Source organism: Vreelandella boliviensis LC1, assembly GCF_000236035.1.
In the GTDB taxonomy this organism is placed as follows: domain Bacteria; phylum Pseudomonadota; class Gammaproteobacteria; order Pseudomonadales; family Halomonadaceae; genus Vreelandella; species Vreelandella boliviensis.
Map to the genome: position 1 here is coordinate 1,097,629 of NZ_JH393258.1, position 16,871 is coordinate 1,114,499.

12 protein-coding genes are annotated in these 16,871 nt (G+C 55.7%); 2 read left to right on the forward strand and 10 right to left on the reverse strand.

All coding sequences use genetic code 11. The annotated features are described in order from the left end of the window. Nucleotides 1-51: 51 nt before the first annotated feature. From cydC to polA, 6 genes are all read right to left on the reverse strand, one after another. Nucleotides 52-1,791: a thiol reductant ABC exporter subunit CydC gene (gene cydC, locus KUC_RS14180; protein ID WP_007113908.1), complete on the reverse strand. Its 1,740-nt coding sequence runs from the start codon at nucleotides 1,789-1,791 to the stop codon at nucleotides 52-54. Further along, the gene (gene cydD, locus KUC_RS14185) at nucleotides 1,779-3,491 is read right to left on the reverse strand and encodes a thiol reductant ABC exporter subunit CydD (RefSeq protein ID WP_007113909.1); all 1,713 of its coding nucleotides are present in this window, start codon (nucleotides 3,489-3,491) and stop codon (nucleotides 1,779-1,781) included. Before cydD ends, cydC begins: the two co-directional genes overlap by 13 nt. Next, nucleotides 3,475-3,594 carry a cytochrome bd-I oxidase subunit CydX gene (gene cydX / locus KUC_RS14190; protein WP_007113910.1) on the reverse strand — a complete coding sequence of 40 codons (120 nt, stop codon included), beginning with the start codon at nucleotides 3,592-3,594 and terminating at the stop codon, nucleotides 3,475-3,477. Before cydX ends, cydD begins: the two co-directional genes overlap by 17 nt. Before the next feature lie 12 nt (nucleotides 3,595-3,606). Then, on the reverse strand, nucleotides 3,607-4,749 hold the full coding sequence (cydB, locus tag KUC_RS14195) for a cytochrome d ubiquinol oxidase subunit II (protein WP_007113911.1): 1,143 nt from the start codon (nucleotides 4,747-4,749) through the stop codon (nucleotides 3,607-3,609). Further along, nucleotides 4,746-6,317, reverse strand: coding sequence for a cytochrome ubiquinol oxidase subunit I (locus tag KUC_RS14200; RefSeq protein ID WP_040480940.1), 1,572 nt, complete (start codon nucleotides 6,315-6,317; stop codon nucleotides 4,746-4,748). Before KUC_RS14200 ends, cydB begins: the two co-directional genes overlap by 4 nt. A gap of 345 nt (nucleotides 6,318-6,662) precedes the next feature. Beyond that, nucleotides 6,663-9,452: a DNA polymerase I gene (gene polA / locus KUC_RS14205; RefSeq protein ID WP_040480942.1), complete on the reverse strand. Its 2,790-nt coding sequence runs from the start codon at nucleotides 9,450-9,452 to the stop codon at nucleotides 6,663-6,665. A 165-nt stretch (nucleotides 9,453-9,617) separates the two neighbouring features. Between polA and KUC_RS14210 the strand changes: the two genes are divergently transcribed. Beyond that, complete coding sequence (locus tag KUC_RS14210) at nucleotides 9,618-10,577, forward strand: homoserine kinase (RefSeq protein ID WP_007113914.1); 960 nt, start codon at nucleotides 9,618-9,620, stop codon at nucleotides 10,575-10,577. After that, nucleotides 10,574-12,490 carry a biosynthetic arginine decarboxylase gene (speA, locus tag KUC_RS14215; protein WP_007113915.1) on the forward strand — a complete coding sequence of 639 codons (1,917 nt, stop codon included), beginning with the start codon at nucleotides 10,574-10,576 and terminating at the stop codon, nucleotides 12,488-12,490. The genes KUC_RS14210 and speA overlap by 4 nt, the downstream gene beginning before the upstream one ends. A gap of 177 nt (nucleotides 12,491-12,667) precedes the next feature. Here the strand turns inward: speA and KUC_RS14220 are convergent, their stop codons facing one another. From KUC_RS14220 to KUC_RS14235, 4 genes are all read right to left on the reverse strand, one after another. Further along, complete coding sequence (locus KUC_RS14220) at nucleotides 12,668-13,333, reverse strand: fumarylacetoacetate hydrolase family protein (protein WP_007113916.1); 666 nt, start codon at nucleotides 13,331-13,333, stop codon at nucleotides 12,668-12,670. A 118-nt stretch (nucleotides 13,334-13,451) separates the two neighbouring features. Next, entirely contained in the window at nucleotides 13,452-14,435 is a 984-nt protein-coding gene (gene thpD / locus KUC_RS14225; protein ID WP_040480944.1) for an ectoine hydroxylase, read from the reverse strand. Nucleotides 14,436-14,685: 250 nt separating this feature from the next. After that, complete coding sequence (locus KUC_RS14230; protein WP_040480945.1) at nucleotides 14,686-15,495, reverse strand: Crp/Fnr family transcriptional regulator; 810 nt, start codon at nucleotides 15,493-15,495, stop codon at nucleotides 14,686-14,688. Between the two features lie 422 nt (nucleotides 15,496-15,917). Then, a complete protein-coding gene (locus KUC_RS14235; protein WP_007113919.1) occupies nucleotides 15,918-16,742 on the reverse strand; it encodes a manganese catalase family protein in 825 nt (274 codons plus the stop codon). Nucleotides 16,743-16,871: the final 129 nt, after the last annotated feature.

Consider the following 16,871-nt stretch of genomic DNA (forward strand, 5'->3'; position numbering starts at 1 on the left):
AACGCGTAACGCGCACTGAAACCCCCGCAGCATAGCTGTGGGGGTTTTGCGTTATAGCGCGTCTAAACAGGCGGGCACTGGCGGGGATTGCCGGAGTCGGCCATCTTCCTGCATATGTAGGTTTCGCACCCGATTGTCAGGCAGTTCTAACGGCACGTGGCTGACAATCACCACGATTCCATCCCCGGCACGGTGCACCAGGCTGGCGACCACTTGGCGCCGAGTCGTCGCGTCCAGCCCGGCTAACGGTTCGTCAAGCAGCAGAATGGGGCGCTGTGCCAGCAGCACCCGCGCCAGGGAGATACGCCGCGCCTGCCCACCGGAAACGGCGGCGCCATACTCACCCAGAGGCGTCTCCAGCCCCTGGGGTAAGCCGCGGGCCCACGCGCCCAGCGCCAAGTCATCAAGAATGCTCCATAGCGCGCTATCGCTGGCATCGCGCTTGCCGAGGCGCAGGTTTTCCGCCAGGCTCATATCAAACAAATCCCACTGCTGCGGCAGATAGCCAACGATATTCTGCGGTGACCACTGCTCAATGGGGCGCCCGTTAACAGCATACTCCCCGCCAAGCGGCAGCAACTCGCCGGCCAACACCTGTAACAGGGTCGATTTCCCACACCCCGACGGGCCATGCAAACAGGCTATTTCGCCGCTCTTCAACGCCAGGTTAATCGCCTGTGGCCCCACCAATGCGCCGGGCAGGCGTGCCGTTAATTGGCTGGCGGTAAGCTGCCAGGCGAGCGGGGCGGCTTGAGCTTCCACGCCGGTGGCTTGCGCCTTTGGCGCTCCTTCCGTCAGGGCATTGAGGCGATCCCGTGCGGCAAGGCTCGCCCCCAAGGCTAGAAAGCTACTGGTCAGCGGTGCCAAAATCTCCCCTAATGCCAGGATCGCCAAGACCGCGGCTAATAGCATCGGCACCGTCAGGCTTGCCGCTAACAGACCTTCTGCCTGCCATAACACGCCCACAATGGCGCCTCCCAAGGCTACCTGCTGCAACGCGGAGGTTAGGCTGGCAAGCAGCTGCTGGCGCTCCTGGTGAGCCAGATAGTCGGCATCGTGATTTTTCACGCTTTGCGCCATCTCCGCCCACCGTCCCCACAGTACCAACGAGGTAATCGCCGCCAAAGGCTCAATCAGCGCCACCCGGCGACGCTCGGCAAGCTCGGCACTCTGGCGTGCATGACCAATACCGCGCCATAACGCCAGTAACGGCAGCCCCAGCCAGGCGACCATTAACCCCGGCACGGCGGCCCACAGCAGAGTTTCACTCAACCAGTAAAGGCCAGCCATAACGACCACCACCATGAGTCCGGCCCAGCCCCAGGGCAGCAGCGCCCGCAACACCACCTGATCAAGCTGGTCAATATCGCTAACCAGTCGGTGCATGGTGCTGGCCGTACCGTGGTGCGATGAACGGAAAGTCGCCTGCAAAGGCTTGTTGCCTAAGGCCATAAACAGGCGGCAACGCAGGTCTTTTAATAGCCCCAGGGCGGCATCATGGGAGGCCAGGCGTTCTCCATAGCGCCCGGCCGTGCGCACAATGGCACACAGACGAATCAACGCCGCGGGACGAAAGTAGTCGAAGCCGAAGGCGCTCGCTGTCACCGTCCCAGCCACCGCTGCGGCGGTAATAAACCAGCCCGAGATCGCCAGCAAGCCAACAACGGCCAGCAGCGTGGCGGCACCCAGCAAGAACGCCAGCGACCAACCACCGCGACGCAGCAGCAGTAAATCGCGTAGCCGGATGGTGGGCGGCTGTTGCGTGGAGGAGGTCTTGTTTAGCCGCAGCATGCCATGGCCTCTTGTGATGACAACACGATGTGCCGATCGACCCACTCCAGCCCCGCCGACTCGTGACTGACGATGATCACGCTACGCCCTCGGCTAAGCTGCCCGATCAATGTATTGAGTTGCCGGGCGGCATCCGGATCAAGATGCGCCGTGGGCTCATCGAACAGCCATAGTGCTGCATCACGCAGCAGCAACTGCGCCAACCCCAAGCGCTGTAGCTGGCCCCCGGAAAGTCCCTGCCCGCGCTCGCCTAACGGCGTGGCAAGCCCATTGCCACGCACCAGAATTGGCCAAAGGCCGACCAGGGTCAGCACCTCAATAAGCTCTGCATCAGATTTGCCTGGGGCCGCCAAGCGCAGATTCGCCGCAATGCTGCCGGACTGTATTGGTGGCTGCTGACTAAGGTAACCAAGCTGGCCTTGCCAGGCGTCGCGGGGCCAGTGGGAAAGTTCACAGCCCTTCGCCTTCAGGCTGCCCTGGTAGGCGGTAAATCCCAGCAGCGCTTGTAACAGGCTCGATTTGCCCGCCCCACTCTCGCCCTGCACCAATAGCCGTTCGCCCTCGGCCAGCGTCAGGTTAAGCGGCGCCAGCCGCAGCCGCCCGCCCTCACCACTAACGCTTAACTCGCGGCATTCAACAGCGAACAACTCACCGCTTAGCGCTGGGGAAATCGACGCCCCTTGGGGCTGCCAAGTGTCCGCTTCCAGCAGCGGCGACAACGCCTGCATGGCGCCTATCGCTTCGGCGCGGGCATGATAATCGCTGCCCAATTGACGCAGCGGCGCATAGAACTCGGGCGCCAGCAGCAAAATAAACAGCGCCCCCTGATACGGCACCGGAACGTCTGCTTTCGCCCAGGGCAATAGGCCAAGCAAGCCCAAGCCAAGATAGAGCGCCACCAGGGCAATCGCCAGCGCGGCAAAAAACTCCAGCACCGCGCTGGATAGAAAGGCAAGCCGTAACACCCGCATGGTACGCCCACGGTAGGCGTCGCTTGCCTGGGCGACCTTGGCCTCCGCCTGGTCGGTCGCCCCCATGCGCTGCAGCGTCGCCATCCCTCGAACCAAGTCGAGAAAGCGGCCACCCATTCGCGCCAGCGCCGTGAACTGCCGCTGACTAGCCCCAGCAGCGGCACGGCCCACGAGGATCATAAACAGCGGCACCAAGGGTGCGGTCATGAGCATTAATCCCGCGGCTAACGGGCTATGCACCGCCACCACCACGGCGATCAGGCAGGGCACTAAAACCGCCAGCAGGCTCTGTACCCGATAGCGACTAATGTAACCGTCCAGGGCGTCCACCTGCTCCAGCACCTGAGTTGCCAAGGCGCCATCACTGCCAAATTGGCGCCTAATCGGCCCAAGGCGGCCAAGCTGCGTTAATAACTGGCCGCGTAAGGCGACACGGGCATGCCGACTGGCTTGGCGAGACAACCCTTCGCGGCCAGCGTGTAAAAAAGGGCATAGCACCATGCAAACTGCCAGCCCCGCTAGCCAGGCTGACGGGTGACCCAGCGACGCCCGACCCTGCCAGAGCAGTAACCAGTGATGGAAAAGCGCCGCCAGCAGCCAACTCTGGGCTATCAGCAATACCGCGCCGACCAGCGCGAGCAGTGTGGCGCCCCGCAACCACCAGCGTTGCGGGGCTAGGCAGCGATTTAGCCGCTGCCCTGGGTCAATAGCGTCAGTCGCTCCGCTCATGCTCTGCTTCGCCTTCATAGCCATTCACTTCAAGCCGCATGGCGATAAGAACAGTGACGACAGACGCCAGCGTGACACCCAAAATCCAGGCGAAATACCACATAGGATAATTTCCTCAATAAAGTGCTTTGTCGTTATCACGAATAAACTGCTCATTTAGGCGACCGCGCATGACCCAATAACTCCAGGCGGTATACAGCAATATCAACGGTACGAAGATACACACCACCACGAACATGATCTTGAGCGTCAGCTCACTCGCCGTAGCATCCCACATGGTCAGGCTATGGTTTGGGTTCAGCGTCGACGGCATCACGAAGGGGAACATCGTCACGCCGGTGGTGACCACCACCATGGCCATGGCGACAGCTGAACTGGTAAATGCCAGCGCATGCCGCCCCAGTTTCATGGTCAAGGCGCAGAGCACAAAGCCCAACACACCCAGTATGGGCAGTAGCCATAACAGCGGGAAGCGGCTGTAGTTGGTCATCCAACTGCCTGCACTGACGGCGACGATCTTGCCAGTAGTATCGTTGTAGCCCTGGGTGTCGATCACGCTGGTCACCTGGTAGCCATCAATGCCCCATAGCAGCCAGACCCCGCCCAGCACGAACAGTGCCGCGCACACCAATGCGGTGAGGCTGCCGATGGCCGCACTCCGCCGGCGTAGCTCGCCCTCGGTTTTGAGCTGCAGCCAAGCCGCTCCGTGGGTGACAAACATCAGCAGGCTCAACAGCCCGGCCAACAGCGCAAACGGATTCAATAGCCCCAGTAAGCCGCCCTGATACTCCAAACGCAGATAGTCGTCGAACTGGAACGGCACGCCCTGCAGAAGGTTGCCGAAGGCAACGCCAAAGATCAGTGCGGGAACGGCGGAGCCGATCGTCAACCCCCAGTCCCAGCGACTGCGCCAGGTGGGGTTATCCAACTTGGAGCGGTAATCAAACGCCAGGGGGCGTAGGAACAGCGCGAACAGCGTCAGCATCAAGGCGAAATAGAAGCCATTGAAAGCTGTTGCGTAAACCGGCGGCCAGGCAGCAAACAGTGCGCCCCCGGCGGTCACCAGCCAGACCTGGTTGCCGTCCCAGTGAGGCGCCATGGAGTTGATCATCACCCGACGTTCAAGATCGTTGCGGCCAACGACCTTAAGCAAGGTGCCAACGCCCATATCAAACCCATCGGTGACCGCGAAGCCGATCAACAACACGCCGATCAGTACCCACCAGACAAACCTAAGTGTTTCGTAGTCCATCATCATACCTCCCGTGACGGGGTGGAAATTGGGTAGCCGGACTCGGTGTCATCCTCCAGGTAACCGCTACCGGAAGGCCCCTTGCGAGCAAAGTGCTGCATCAACCACATTTCGATGATGACGAAGGTGGTGTAGAGGACGCCAATGGCAATCAGGGTAGTGAGTACCTGCTCGGCAGTTAGACTGGAGATAGCCAGGTGCACCGGTAGAATCTCGCCGATGGCCCACGGCTGACGGCCATACTCGGCCACGAACCAGCCCGCTTCACAGGCGATCCAGGGCAGCGGCAGGCTGAACAGCGCAAAGCGCAGTAACCACGGCGACTTCTCTGGCTGACGGCGCACGCTATGCCAGAGGGCCAGCGCAAACAGCAGCAGCATGCTAAACCCAGCGGCTACCATGGCCCGGAAAGACCAGAACAGCGGCCAAACCTTGGGAATCGACGCCTCGACGGCCTGGTTAATCTCGGCGGCCGTCGCATTGGCCACATCGTCGCTATAAGCGCTAAGCAGCAGCCCATAGCCGAGATCGCTACGCACCTCCTCGAACCGGGTCTGATCCCCTTCGCCCGCTTCACCGCTGCGCAGGCGCTGCATAAGGGCATAGGCTTCCTGGCCGTTGACGATGCGTTCGCGGTGCTCTTGCTTAAGCTCGCGGATCCCCATCACTTCGGTATCCAGCGAGCGCGTAGCGATCAAGCCCATTACGCCAGGTATCTTGATGGCTAGGTCGGTGCGCTGCTCGCTTTCGTTGGGCAGCCCAAACAGGGTAAAGGCGGCCGGGGCGGGATGGGTTTGCCATTCGGCCTCGATGGCGGCCAGTTTGACCTTTTGGACGTCTCCCAGCTCATAACCAGACTCGTCGCCCAGAACAATCACCGACAGCACACTGGCCAAGCCAAAGGCAGACGCAATCGCGAAGCTGCGCCGGGCAAAGGCGATCTCGCGGCCCTTGAGCAGGTACCAGCTTGAAATCGCCAGCACGAACACCGCGCCGGTGACGTAGCCCGCCGACACGGTATGCACGAATTTGACTTGGGCAACGGGGTTGAGCAGCACTTCAGCAAAACTGGTCAACTCCATACGCATGGTGGCCAGGTTGAGCTCCGACCCTACGGGATGCTGCATCCAGCCATTGGCCACCAGAATCCATAGGGCCGACATATTGGTCGCCAACGCCATGAACCAGGTAACCGCCAGATGTTTCTCTTTTGACAGGCGATCCCAGCCGAAAAAGAACAGCCCGACCAGGGTCGACTCAAGGAAGAACGCCATCAAAGCTTCTATCGCCAGGGGCGCGCCAAAAATATCGCCGACATAATGAGAGTAGTACGACCAGTTAGTTCCGAACTGAAACTCCATGGCGATGCCGGTAGTTACCCCCAGCGCGAAGTTAATACCGAATAGCTTGCCCCAGAACTTGGTCATCTGACGATAAATGGTCTTGCCGGTCATCACATAGACCGTCTCCATAATCGCCAGCAGTATTGACAGCCCTAACGTCAACGGCACAAACAGGAAATGCACCATCGCCGTAAAAGCGAACTGCAACCTGGATAATTCCACAATGTCCATGAGTGACTCCCGATGGATAGCATAAACACACCCCTCGCTCTACCGGGAAGCCACTCATTGGTGCTCACCCAGGCAAAGCGATGGGTATAAGGTTATGCCTCCACCCGAGCCAAAAATTTGATCTCGGTCAATTCCCTATCTATGCATGGTGCGGTTGCGACAATATGCCCTTCACGGCAACCTTGGAACCTGTCGGGCTTGACCGATCGTCGCGAGAAGCACGGATTTCGAGCCAAATTTATCGATCGATTGAGGCGAATAGCGTGCTATTTAACAAAATCGATCGAATAAAGTTGGCCGAAAGGCCGGGATTCGCAGTAGATCAGCGTTAAGTCCGGCAGGCTCCTAGTGCGCTTCATCCCAATTGGCGCCGCTCTCCGCCTCGACGATTAGCGGCACTTTCAGCGCTGCTGCGCCCTGCATGCGCTTCTGCACCTGCTCGATAAACGCATCAACTTGCTTCTCGGCCACCTCAAACACCAGCTCATCGTGTACCTGCATGACCATCAGCGCGTCGAACTCGCCTTCCGCCAGCCACGCATCCACGTCGATCATCGCCTGCTTGATGATATCCGCCGCGGTGCCCTGCATCGGCGCGTTAATGGCGGTGCGCTCGGCGCCTTGGCGGCGGTTACGGTTTTGCGACTGAATTTCCGGCAGGTAAAGCCGCCGCCCTAATACAGTTTCGACAAAGCCATCTTCCGCCGCCTGGGAGCGGATACGCTCCATATAGCGCGCCACGCCGGGGTAGCGGTCGAAGTAGCGGTCAATATAAGTCTGCGCCTGATTACGCTCGATATGCAGTTGACGGGAAAGCCCCCAGGCGCTCATACCGTAGATCAAGCCGAAGTTAATCGCTTTGGCGCTGCGCCGCTGGTCGCCAGAGACCTTCTCAAGCGAGGTGCCAAACACTTCTGCCGCGGTAGCAGTGTGAATATCACGCCCTTCGGCAAAGGCTTCCAGCAGGCCTTTGTCCTCGGAAAGGTGCGCCATAATGCGCAGCTCGATCTGCGAGTAGTCGGCGGCGACAATGCGGTAGCCGGGGCGGGCGATAAACGCCTGGCGAATTTTGCGCCCCTCTTCGGTACGAATGGGGATGTTCTGCAAGTTGGGATCTGACGATGACAGCCGCCCGGTGGCGGTAACCGCCTGATGGTAGCTGGTGTGCACCCGGCCGGTAGCTTTATTGAGCAGCCGCGGCAGCTTGTCGGTGTAGGTGGATTTAAGCTTGGCCAGCCCCCGATGCTGCATGATGACCTTGGGCAGCGGGTAGTCCAGCGCCAGCTCTTCCAGCACGCCTTCCGCGGTAGAGGGCGCGCCCTTGGGCGTTTTCTTAAGCACTGGGATTTTCTGCTCTTCAAACAGAATCTGCCCCAACTGCTTGGGCGAGCCCAGGTTAAATTCCCGCCCGGCGAGTTCAAACGCCTCGCGCTCTAACTCGCCAATGCGCTTTTCTAACTGCTGGCTCTGCTTGTGCAGAAGATCCGCATCCACCGCCACCCCGTTGCGCTCAATGCGCGATAGCACTTTAATCAGCGGCAGTTCGATATTATCCAGCACCTCCGCCAGGCGCCCTTCGTTCTCAACCTGGGGGCGTAGCGTTTGCTGCAGCCGCAGGGTGATATCGACATCTTCACAGGCGTAAGGTGCCGCCTGCTCAAGGGCAATTTGGTTAAAGGTCAGCTGCTTGGCGCCTTTACCGGCAATCTCTTCAAAGGAGATGGTTTTTTCGCCCAGATATTTTAGCGCCAGGGAATCCATATCGTGGCGCGTAGCGGTGGAGTTGAGCACGTAGGAAGCCAGCATGGTGTCGGCAAACGGGCCCGCCACTGAGATGGCATAGTTGGCCAACACCGAAATATCATATTTAAGATTTTGGCCAATCTTGGTCTTGGTCGGGTCTTCCAGCAACGGCTTTAGCGCCGCCAGCACCGCTTTACGATCAAGCTGTTGAGGAGCATCCAGGTAGTCGTGGGCCAGCGGAATATAGGCTGCCTCCCCCGCTTCCAGCGCCAAGCCGACGCCGACGATTTCTGCGTCCATATAGTTGAGGCTGGTGGTTTCCAGATCAAAGCAGTAGCGTTCGGCGTTTTGCAGCCGCGTCAGCCAGCGATCGAAATCTGCCTGTTCGAGGATGACCTGATCTTCGCGGATAGTCGCTTTAACAGAAGCGCCCGAATCCTCGGACTCGCTCACAGCTTCCTCGGCGCTAGCGGGCGCAGGCTCGCCGCCTTTAACGTCATCCACGCCTTCGTCTTTGCCTTCCAGCAGCTCGCCCAGCCACTGGCGGAACTCCATCTCTTTATACAGCGTGACCAACGCTTCGCGATCCGGGTGGGCGATATCCAGATCATCCAGACCCACCGGCAAATCACAGTCGACCTTGATGGTGGCCAGTTGATAGGAGAGAAACGCCTGTTCACGATGCTCTTCCAGCTTCTTGGGCAACGTTTTGGCGCCCCGGAAGGTGAGCGTTTTGACCCGCTCTAAATCGCCATAAATGGTCTCCAAACCGCCGCCCATGCCTTGCAGCAAGCCAATCGCGGTCTTTTCCCCCACGCCGGGTACGCCGGGGATGTTATCGACCTTGTCCCCCATCAGGGCGAGAAAATCGATAATCAGCGCGGGCGGCAGGCCGAATTTCTCTTCCACGCCCGCCTCATCCAGGGTTTCATCCTTCATGGTGTTAACCAGGGTGATATGGGCATTGACCAACTGCGCCATATCCTTATCGCCGGTGGAGATCACCGCGTCGCGGCCCGCCTGGGTGGCGTGGTGGGCCAGGGTGCCAATTACATCGTCGGCTTCCACCCCTTCAATACACAGCAGCGGCAGGCCCAACGCTTTTACGCAGGCGTGCAGCGGCGCAATCTGACTACGCAGATCGTCGGGCATGGGCGGGCGGTGCGCTTTGTAGTCACTGTACATATCATCGCGGAAGGTTTTGCCCGGCGCGTCGAATACCACCGCCATGGGGCTGTCGGGGTAATCCTTAATCAGCCGTTTGAGCATGTTCAACACACCTTTCACGGCACCCGTCGGCTGACCATTGGAGGTCGTTAGCGGCGGCAGCGCGTGGAAGGCACGGTAAAGGTAGGAGGAGCCATCTACGAGGACGATCGGAGCGCGAGCCATAACCAAGTTCCATTATTGAAAAATTGCTAAAATGAGTTGCTACCATGATACCCGCTGCGCAGGCTGCCTGCAGAGTCAAACTCTCCTCTCTTTAACACAACAACGCTGCCAACTAAGCGGCCAAGCCGCTACAATAATGGGCTTAGCAACCTGGGCGAGACTCTCATGGCTGTATTTACCCCGCTTAGCGACGCACAGGTCGCCGCGTTTTTAGAAAAATTTGATGTGGGCAGTTTTGTTTCCCTACAGGGCGTCGCGAACGGCACCGAAAATTCGACATTTTTTGTGACTACCGACCGCCGCGAGCTGGTGTTAACCCTGTTCGAACAGGGCGAGCACGCAGAATTGCCGTTCTTTGTTGAACTGCTGGACTATCTAGACGAGCACCGCTTACCGGTGCCTGGCACGATTCACGACCGCGAAGGTATCGCGCTGCATAGCCTGGAGGGCAAGCCAGCGCTGCTATTCCCGCGCCTGCCTGGGCGTCACCCCGAGGCACCCAATTTAGCCCAGTGCCGTGCCCTGGGCGACACCTTGGGCCGCCTGCATGTGGTGTCAAAGCGCTTTCCAGGGCATCGCCCTAACCCGCGTGATCTGAATTGGCTGCAGGTGATGCACCATAAGGTGTTGAGCTACCTAAGCCCCGCCGATCAAACGTTGATGAAGGACGAAGTCGACGATTTCGAAAGCGCCTTCAGCCAACACGGTGAGCTGCCCCAGGGTGCTCTGCATGGTGATCTTTTCCGCGACAACACCCTGTTCGAAGGGGATCAGCTCGGCGGTATTATCGACTTTTATAATGGTTGCACCGGCGATCTGCTGTTTGATCTGGCGATTGTGATCAACGACTGGGCCTCTAACGAGGATGGCACGCTTAATCTAGAGCGCCACGATACGCTATTAAGCGCTTATCAAGCGCGCCGCCCATTAACCGCGGCTGAACGGGAGCTATGGCCGACCATGCTGCGCATGACGGCGCTGCGCTACTGGCTGTCGCGTCTGCTGGTGGTCTATGTTGATCCACCGGCCCACGATTTGACGCCCCACGACCCGGAGCGTTTCCGGACTATTTTAAACGCGCGCATTGCCCACGGCGCACTGCCGCTGCCTGAGGTGTCTGCATGAGTGTGACGGCAACGACTAGCCCTGCCCTGCGCGCACGGCGCACCTGGAATATCGATCAATGGGGTAGCGGCTACTTCGACGTGGATGACCACGGTCAGGCCCTGGTGCGCCCGCTGGGTAGCGATGCGGAAGGCCCGGCGCTACCGCTTAGCGGCCTGGTTCGCCAACTGCAAGCCGCCGGGCTGCGCCTTCCGGTGCTGGTGCGCTTTAGCGATATTCTTCATGACCGGGTAGAGCAGCTGTGCGGTGCTTTTGATGCCGCCATGAGCGACTGTGACTACCAGGGCGGCTACACCGCGGTTTACCCGATTAAAGTCAATCAGCAGCGCCGTGTGGTCGAGGAAATTCTGGCCACCGCCGAGCGCGGCAGTGGTCGCGTAGGACTGGAAGCGGGCAGCAAGCCAGAACTACTGGCAGTGCTGGCGCTTTCCGACAGCGGCTCCTCGCTCATTGTGTGTAACGGCTATAAAGACCGCGAATACGTGCGTCTGGCGTTGCTAGGGGAGAAGCTGGGCCACAAGGTCTACTTGGTGGTCGAAAAGCTCTCCGAGCTGCAAATGATTTTGGAAGAGGCTCGCGAACTGGACGTTACTCCGCGTATTGGCCTGCGCGCCCGCCTGGCCTCGGTGGGTAAAGGCAAGTGGCAGAATACCGGCGGCGAAAAATCCAAGTTCGGGCTCACCGCCAGCCAGATTCTAGAGGTGGTAGACACACTTCGTCGCGAGGATGCGCTGGAAAGCCTGCAACTGGTCCACTTCCACTTGGGCTCCCAGATCGCCAATATTCGCGATATTCAGCGCGGCCTACGCGAATGCGCACGCTTCTACCAGAACCTGATGCAGTTGGGCGCGCCCATCGACAGCGTGGATGTAGGCGGCGGTCTAGGCATCGACTATGAAGGTACTCGCTCGCGCAGCTTCTGCTCGGCCAACTACTCGATGCGTGAGTACGCACGCAATGTGGTCAGTGCCTTTGCCCAGCTGTGCCAAGAGGCGAACCTGCCGCAGCCTCATCTCATCAGCGAATCAGGCCGCGCGCTAACCGCACACCACGCGGTACTGATCACTAACGTGATTGGTGAAGAGCGTATTGATGACACACCGCCTAAACGACACCCCCAAGAGGACACACAAGTTGAGTTACTGTGGCGGGTGTTCGAGCAACTCGCCACCGCCCAAGAGCCGCGAATGCTGGTGGAAGCTTGGCACGATCTGCTCCAAGCGGTGAGCGAATTGCAGGAGCGCTTTGTGATGGGCTTGAGCGACATTACCGCCCGCGCTGAAGGCGAGCGGGTGTATATGGCCGCCTGCGCGCGGCTGCGCACCCAACTGGATACCCGCAATCGCGCCCACCGCGAGATTATGGACGAGCTAGCGGAAAAGCTTGCCGATAAGCTGTTCGTTAATTTCTCGCTATTTCAATCGGTGCCCGATGTATGGGGCATTCAGCAGATTTTTCCGGTGCTACCGCTAAGCGGGCTGGATCAAGCACCCACTCGACGGGCAGTGATTCAGGATATCACCTGCGACTCCGATGGCCGCATTGACAGCTATGTGGATGGTCAAGGCGTAGAGAGCACCCTGCCGCTGCCCGAATGGGCATCGGACGATGAGCGCTGGTTAGGCTTCTTCCTAGTGGGCGCTTATCAGGAGATACTCGGCGACCTGCACAACCTGTTCGGCGACACCGACTCCGTTGACGCTGCGCTCAATGCAGACGGCGAGTGGACACTTTCTAACCCGTTGGCCGGGGACTCGGTTGCCCAGGTGCTTGCCTACGTCAACTTCAATGCCAATGTGCTCAAGCAAAAGCTCACCGATCAGTTGGCAGCAAGCGGCTTTACGGCTGACGAGCAGGCACGCTTTGCGGCAAGTTTAAGTGAAGGGCTGGAAGGCTACACATATCTTGAATGAGCTATCTCGAACAGCCTATCTCGAACAGCTTGGCTTAAATGGCCTGCCTAGATAGGTTGGCTTAAACAGCCCAAAAAGAAACGCCACCTGCGGTTAACGGGTGGCGTTTCTATTGATAACGATAGCGAATGCTTGTGGCGGGCTATCTGCCTCACTGTTGGTGAGTCAACTATTTAGTTACTCTACGACGCTGGTTTCGACTTCCAAACCACCGGTCAAAGTTAGGCGCAACGATGAACCGCGAACCAGTTCCCCAACGCCAGAAGGCGTACCAGTTAAAATGACATCACCTGGCTCTAGAGTGAAGTGACGGCTCATTTCTGCCACCAGCGTGGGTACAGCAAAGATCATATCGGAACCTTCACCGTGCTGACGTTCTTCCCCATCAATCTCAAGGGTGAAAGCCAGCGCATTCCAGTTGGGCACACGGCTTAGCGGCAGAAACGACGAAAGCGGGCAAGCGCCATCAAAGGCTTTGGCGATTTCCCAAGGGTGCCCCTTCTCTTTTAGCTTCGTCTGTACATCACGCAGGGTTAAATCCATCGCCAACCCAATACCGACAATCGCACGCTCGGCTTCATCCAGGGTGGCATGGGTTAAGGTTTCACCCACTAATAGCGCAAGCTCAACTTCATAATGCACATCGCCGCGGGAGAACGGTGGATCCAACGGTTTTGTCAGATCCACAACGCTGGTTGCTGGCTTAATAAACAGCAACGGCTCAGTGGGAACCGGATTATCCAGCTCTTTCGCATGGTCGGCATAATTACGGCCGATGCAGACAACCTTGCCCAGCGGGTGGGGAAACTCCTGGCCATCGGTAAAATGTGGAACAAAACGCATGGCGGGTATTCTCCTTCTCATTATGCGTGCCGCATTCGCAACGACAGGCGCAACAGTTTACCCCACCTAGACGAAGGTTCCACACCCTTCGGCCATGAATTTGTTTCCCCACTGCAGGTTAGCGATATTGCTGCCCCGGTTGATCAGGGCTATGAGCCAAGAAATCTGGCCGTTGTTTAGCTGCCGCATAAGGTTCTTGGCAACGATTATCCTGACGGTTAAATACGAAAAATACGTTGCTACGCGGGTCAGGCGAAAGGTTGGCGTTCGAGGCATGCAGCGTATTGCAATCGAACAACAGCAGACCACCCGCCTTGCCTTTGGGTGCTTCAATACCGTGTTCATCCACTAGCTCGGCCAGCGCCTCTGGGCTGGGCACGCCCACTTTCTGCGCCTTCAACGAGCTTTTATGGTTATCTTTCGGCGTTTCACCCAGGCAAGGCACAAATTTTTTGTGCGAGCCAGGAATCAACATTAATGGGCCGTTGAACTCGTGGTTCTCGGTTAAGATCAGCGATGCGCTAACCGCATGCATTGCGGGCATGCCGTCTTCCGTGTGCCACGTCTCAAAATCGGAGTGCCAGTTAAAGCCTTGACCTTCAAACCCAGGCTTATAGTTAATCCGCGACTGATGCACGTAAGGGTCATCACCTATGATTTGACGAGCAGCGCCCGCTACGCGCTCATCGCTGGCCAGTTTCCCCAAGCGCTCAGATAGGAAGTGCACCGCAAATAACGAGCGTATTTCCTGGCTCCCTGGTTCTGTGACGCTGATATCTTTATTGAGATATTCATCGTTGCTCATCAGCGCCTTCATTTCATGACGTAGCTCATCAAGCTCTGTGCCTTCAATGACGTTGGGAATAAACAGAAACCCTTTTCGCTCAAACTCATCAAGCTGCGCCTGGCTTAAGGGGCCGGAAAGCTGGCGTCCCTTGACGACCGCATCTTGGCGTGACAGCCAGGTTTTCTCAGGAGTATTGGTTAAGCGCGACGGGTAGGAATCCTGTACCTGTGTGCGCTGAATATTAGGTGCATCGGCCATTTCGCTATATTGCTTATGGGCGGCTACAGAATTTAGCGGGGTGCTTTTGACTGTCATCTAATCCACTCCTTGTATGATTAGGTTTCAGGTCGAAAATATTGCACGTATAAATAATAGAGTACGATTAAAACATCGTGCAGGGAGTAGACTAGACCACTAAAATTTCCCCGCAAGACATGATTAGCCATTTGATGGCGTAGGTTACGTGAAAAAAATTGAAAGGTGGCTCCCATAACTTGGGTTAACTAAAACCTAACTAATTGATTAACTAGTTAATTTACCATCTAAAAACCCGCCTACGAAAAAATCAAACCTGTATCAAATGCCCATAAATTAAGTTTTCATTAAATCCTGTATATTCGGCCAACAGCTCTGGCTGTAACAAATTAATTGAACTTCTAGTCTTTCGAATCATTTTTTTTTGCTCTAATGAGGTCATACACCGGCTGACATGCACGCTAGTAATACCCAATAACTCACCCACTATCTCTTGTTTAATTGGGAGTGAGAATACATTCGAGTCAATCATGTTTTTGAAATTATACCTTGCATACACTTCAAGCAAAAAATGTGCAACTCTCTCTTCTGCTTTATGATGTGTACAGCTTCTTAACCTTTCGATGGTGATATTATCATTAACCAAAATATAAGAAACCACCGCTCTTTTTATATCCGCATATTTTTCACATAAATCATGTAAACTTACAACCGAGACTCTATCTAGCTGACAATCTTGCAATGCCAATATAGCCATATTATGATTATCGAAAAAGCTTTCTCTAATGCCGACGATATCGCCAGGCATATATACATTACAAATACTTTTTCCTCTGCTTTTAACCGAATGGCACAAGCTTACCCAGCCTTTTCTAACCACTAATATTTCCGATCTTTCTTGATATAAAGAATATAACTTTCTATTTTTTTTCAAAACTACGCTTTGAAGCTTAATATCCAACAATCGCTCCAATGCCTCTGATTTAAGATTACAATAACGACTTAAAATATTACCTAAGGTTATAAGCTGGGATAACTCAACATTCACTTCAGACACCTGGGCGTAACGACCTTTCCTTCTTGGAGTTTCGCTTTCTATATCAGCCACATAATTTGTCATTTCTACATTCCTTGTAGCTAAAGAAAAACCGTAAACCTAACTATTAATGTACAATAAAGCCAAGTTTCAGCACTCATATTAGCAGGGAATATAGTCAACATTTAGAAATACTACAAGTTCAATCTTTTCACGCACTTTAAAAATCGCCAAGAATTAAACCAATACTCTATTGGCAGTCAGCCAGGACTCAACCCTCACACTGCCAATAAGTTGGCATCATAAAAAAGCAATAGCCAGAAAAATAGCTCAATAAGATAAAATAAAAACCCTGGCAATAGGCCAGGGCGAAAGATTCACTGTATAGAAAAAATTAAAAAACATAAAACTTACTAAAACAATTGAACACCATTTCATTTTAGAAACTCTTACACGTCTAGCGTGAAAAATGAGCCTTTAAGAAACATTTTAAGTTTAATATGGACCTACATTTGCTCCTTCTGAGCTCCTGAGTTTGGCGGAGCTTTACCTAATGTAGGTTCCTGACCTTCAGGTGAAGGTTGATCCATTACTGAATAATTGCTCTTTCCGTCAAGTGATGGGCCTTCCGCCCAACGGCCTTTCGGGGCTTCTTTATCAAGCAGGGTATTCAAGTAATAGTAAGAGTGCTGCATTGCCTCATGATCTTCTGGGGTTGAATTCGGAATGGGAAGCTGCGCTTGCATGCCACCCAGCTCTTCTATAACGGCCAACCATTGCTGTTGATGGTAGGTATCTCGTGCGATCAGAAACGACAAGAAATCTTTCATGCCATGATCGTCAGTCCAGTTATATAGGCGTGATGCTAGCACCCTGCCCCCCGCTTCAGCAGCCACGTTAGCGAGCATGTCGGCACCAATGTTACCGGTGGCATAGACATGGCTCATATCAAATGGGACACCATTCGCATTAACCGGCATCGCCGAAAGGCCAGAGGATAATAAGTGACGGGGGTTGGCACCGCCCAGTATGGCATTCATAACTGGATCTTTTGCGGTCTCTTCTTGGTATGAGAGGGGCGCTCCTTCAAGGTTAAGCGCGACCGCATGACCGAGCATTTCGATATGCGATAGCTCTTCCGTCGCAGTCGACATCAGCATATCGCGGATACGGTCATCGCCTCGGGCGCCCATCGCTTGGAAGAAATACTGCATTGCAACGCGAATTTCACCTTCAATCCCACCTATCGCCTGCTGAAGCAGCATGGCAAACTGGGGATTAGGCTTATCGACTTTTACCGGATACTGCAGTTTTGCCGAATGATGAAACATTTTAAATTCTCCTTAGCGAGCTACCAGAGAGTCCTTCCACTGGCAGATATTCCATGGTCATCTTTAAGTTTATTAATGGTTTAAAACCACTAAATTCATCACACTTAGATAAATCACCATATAGATCGA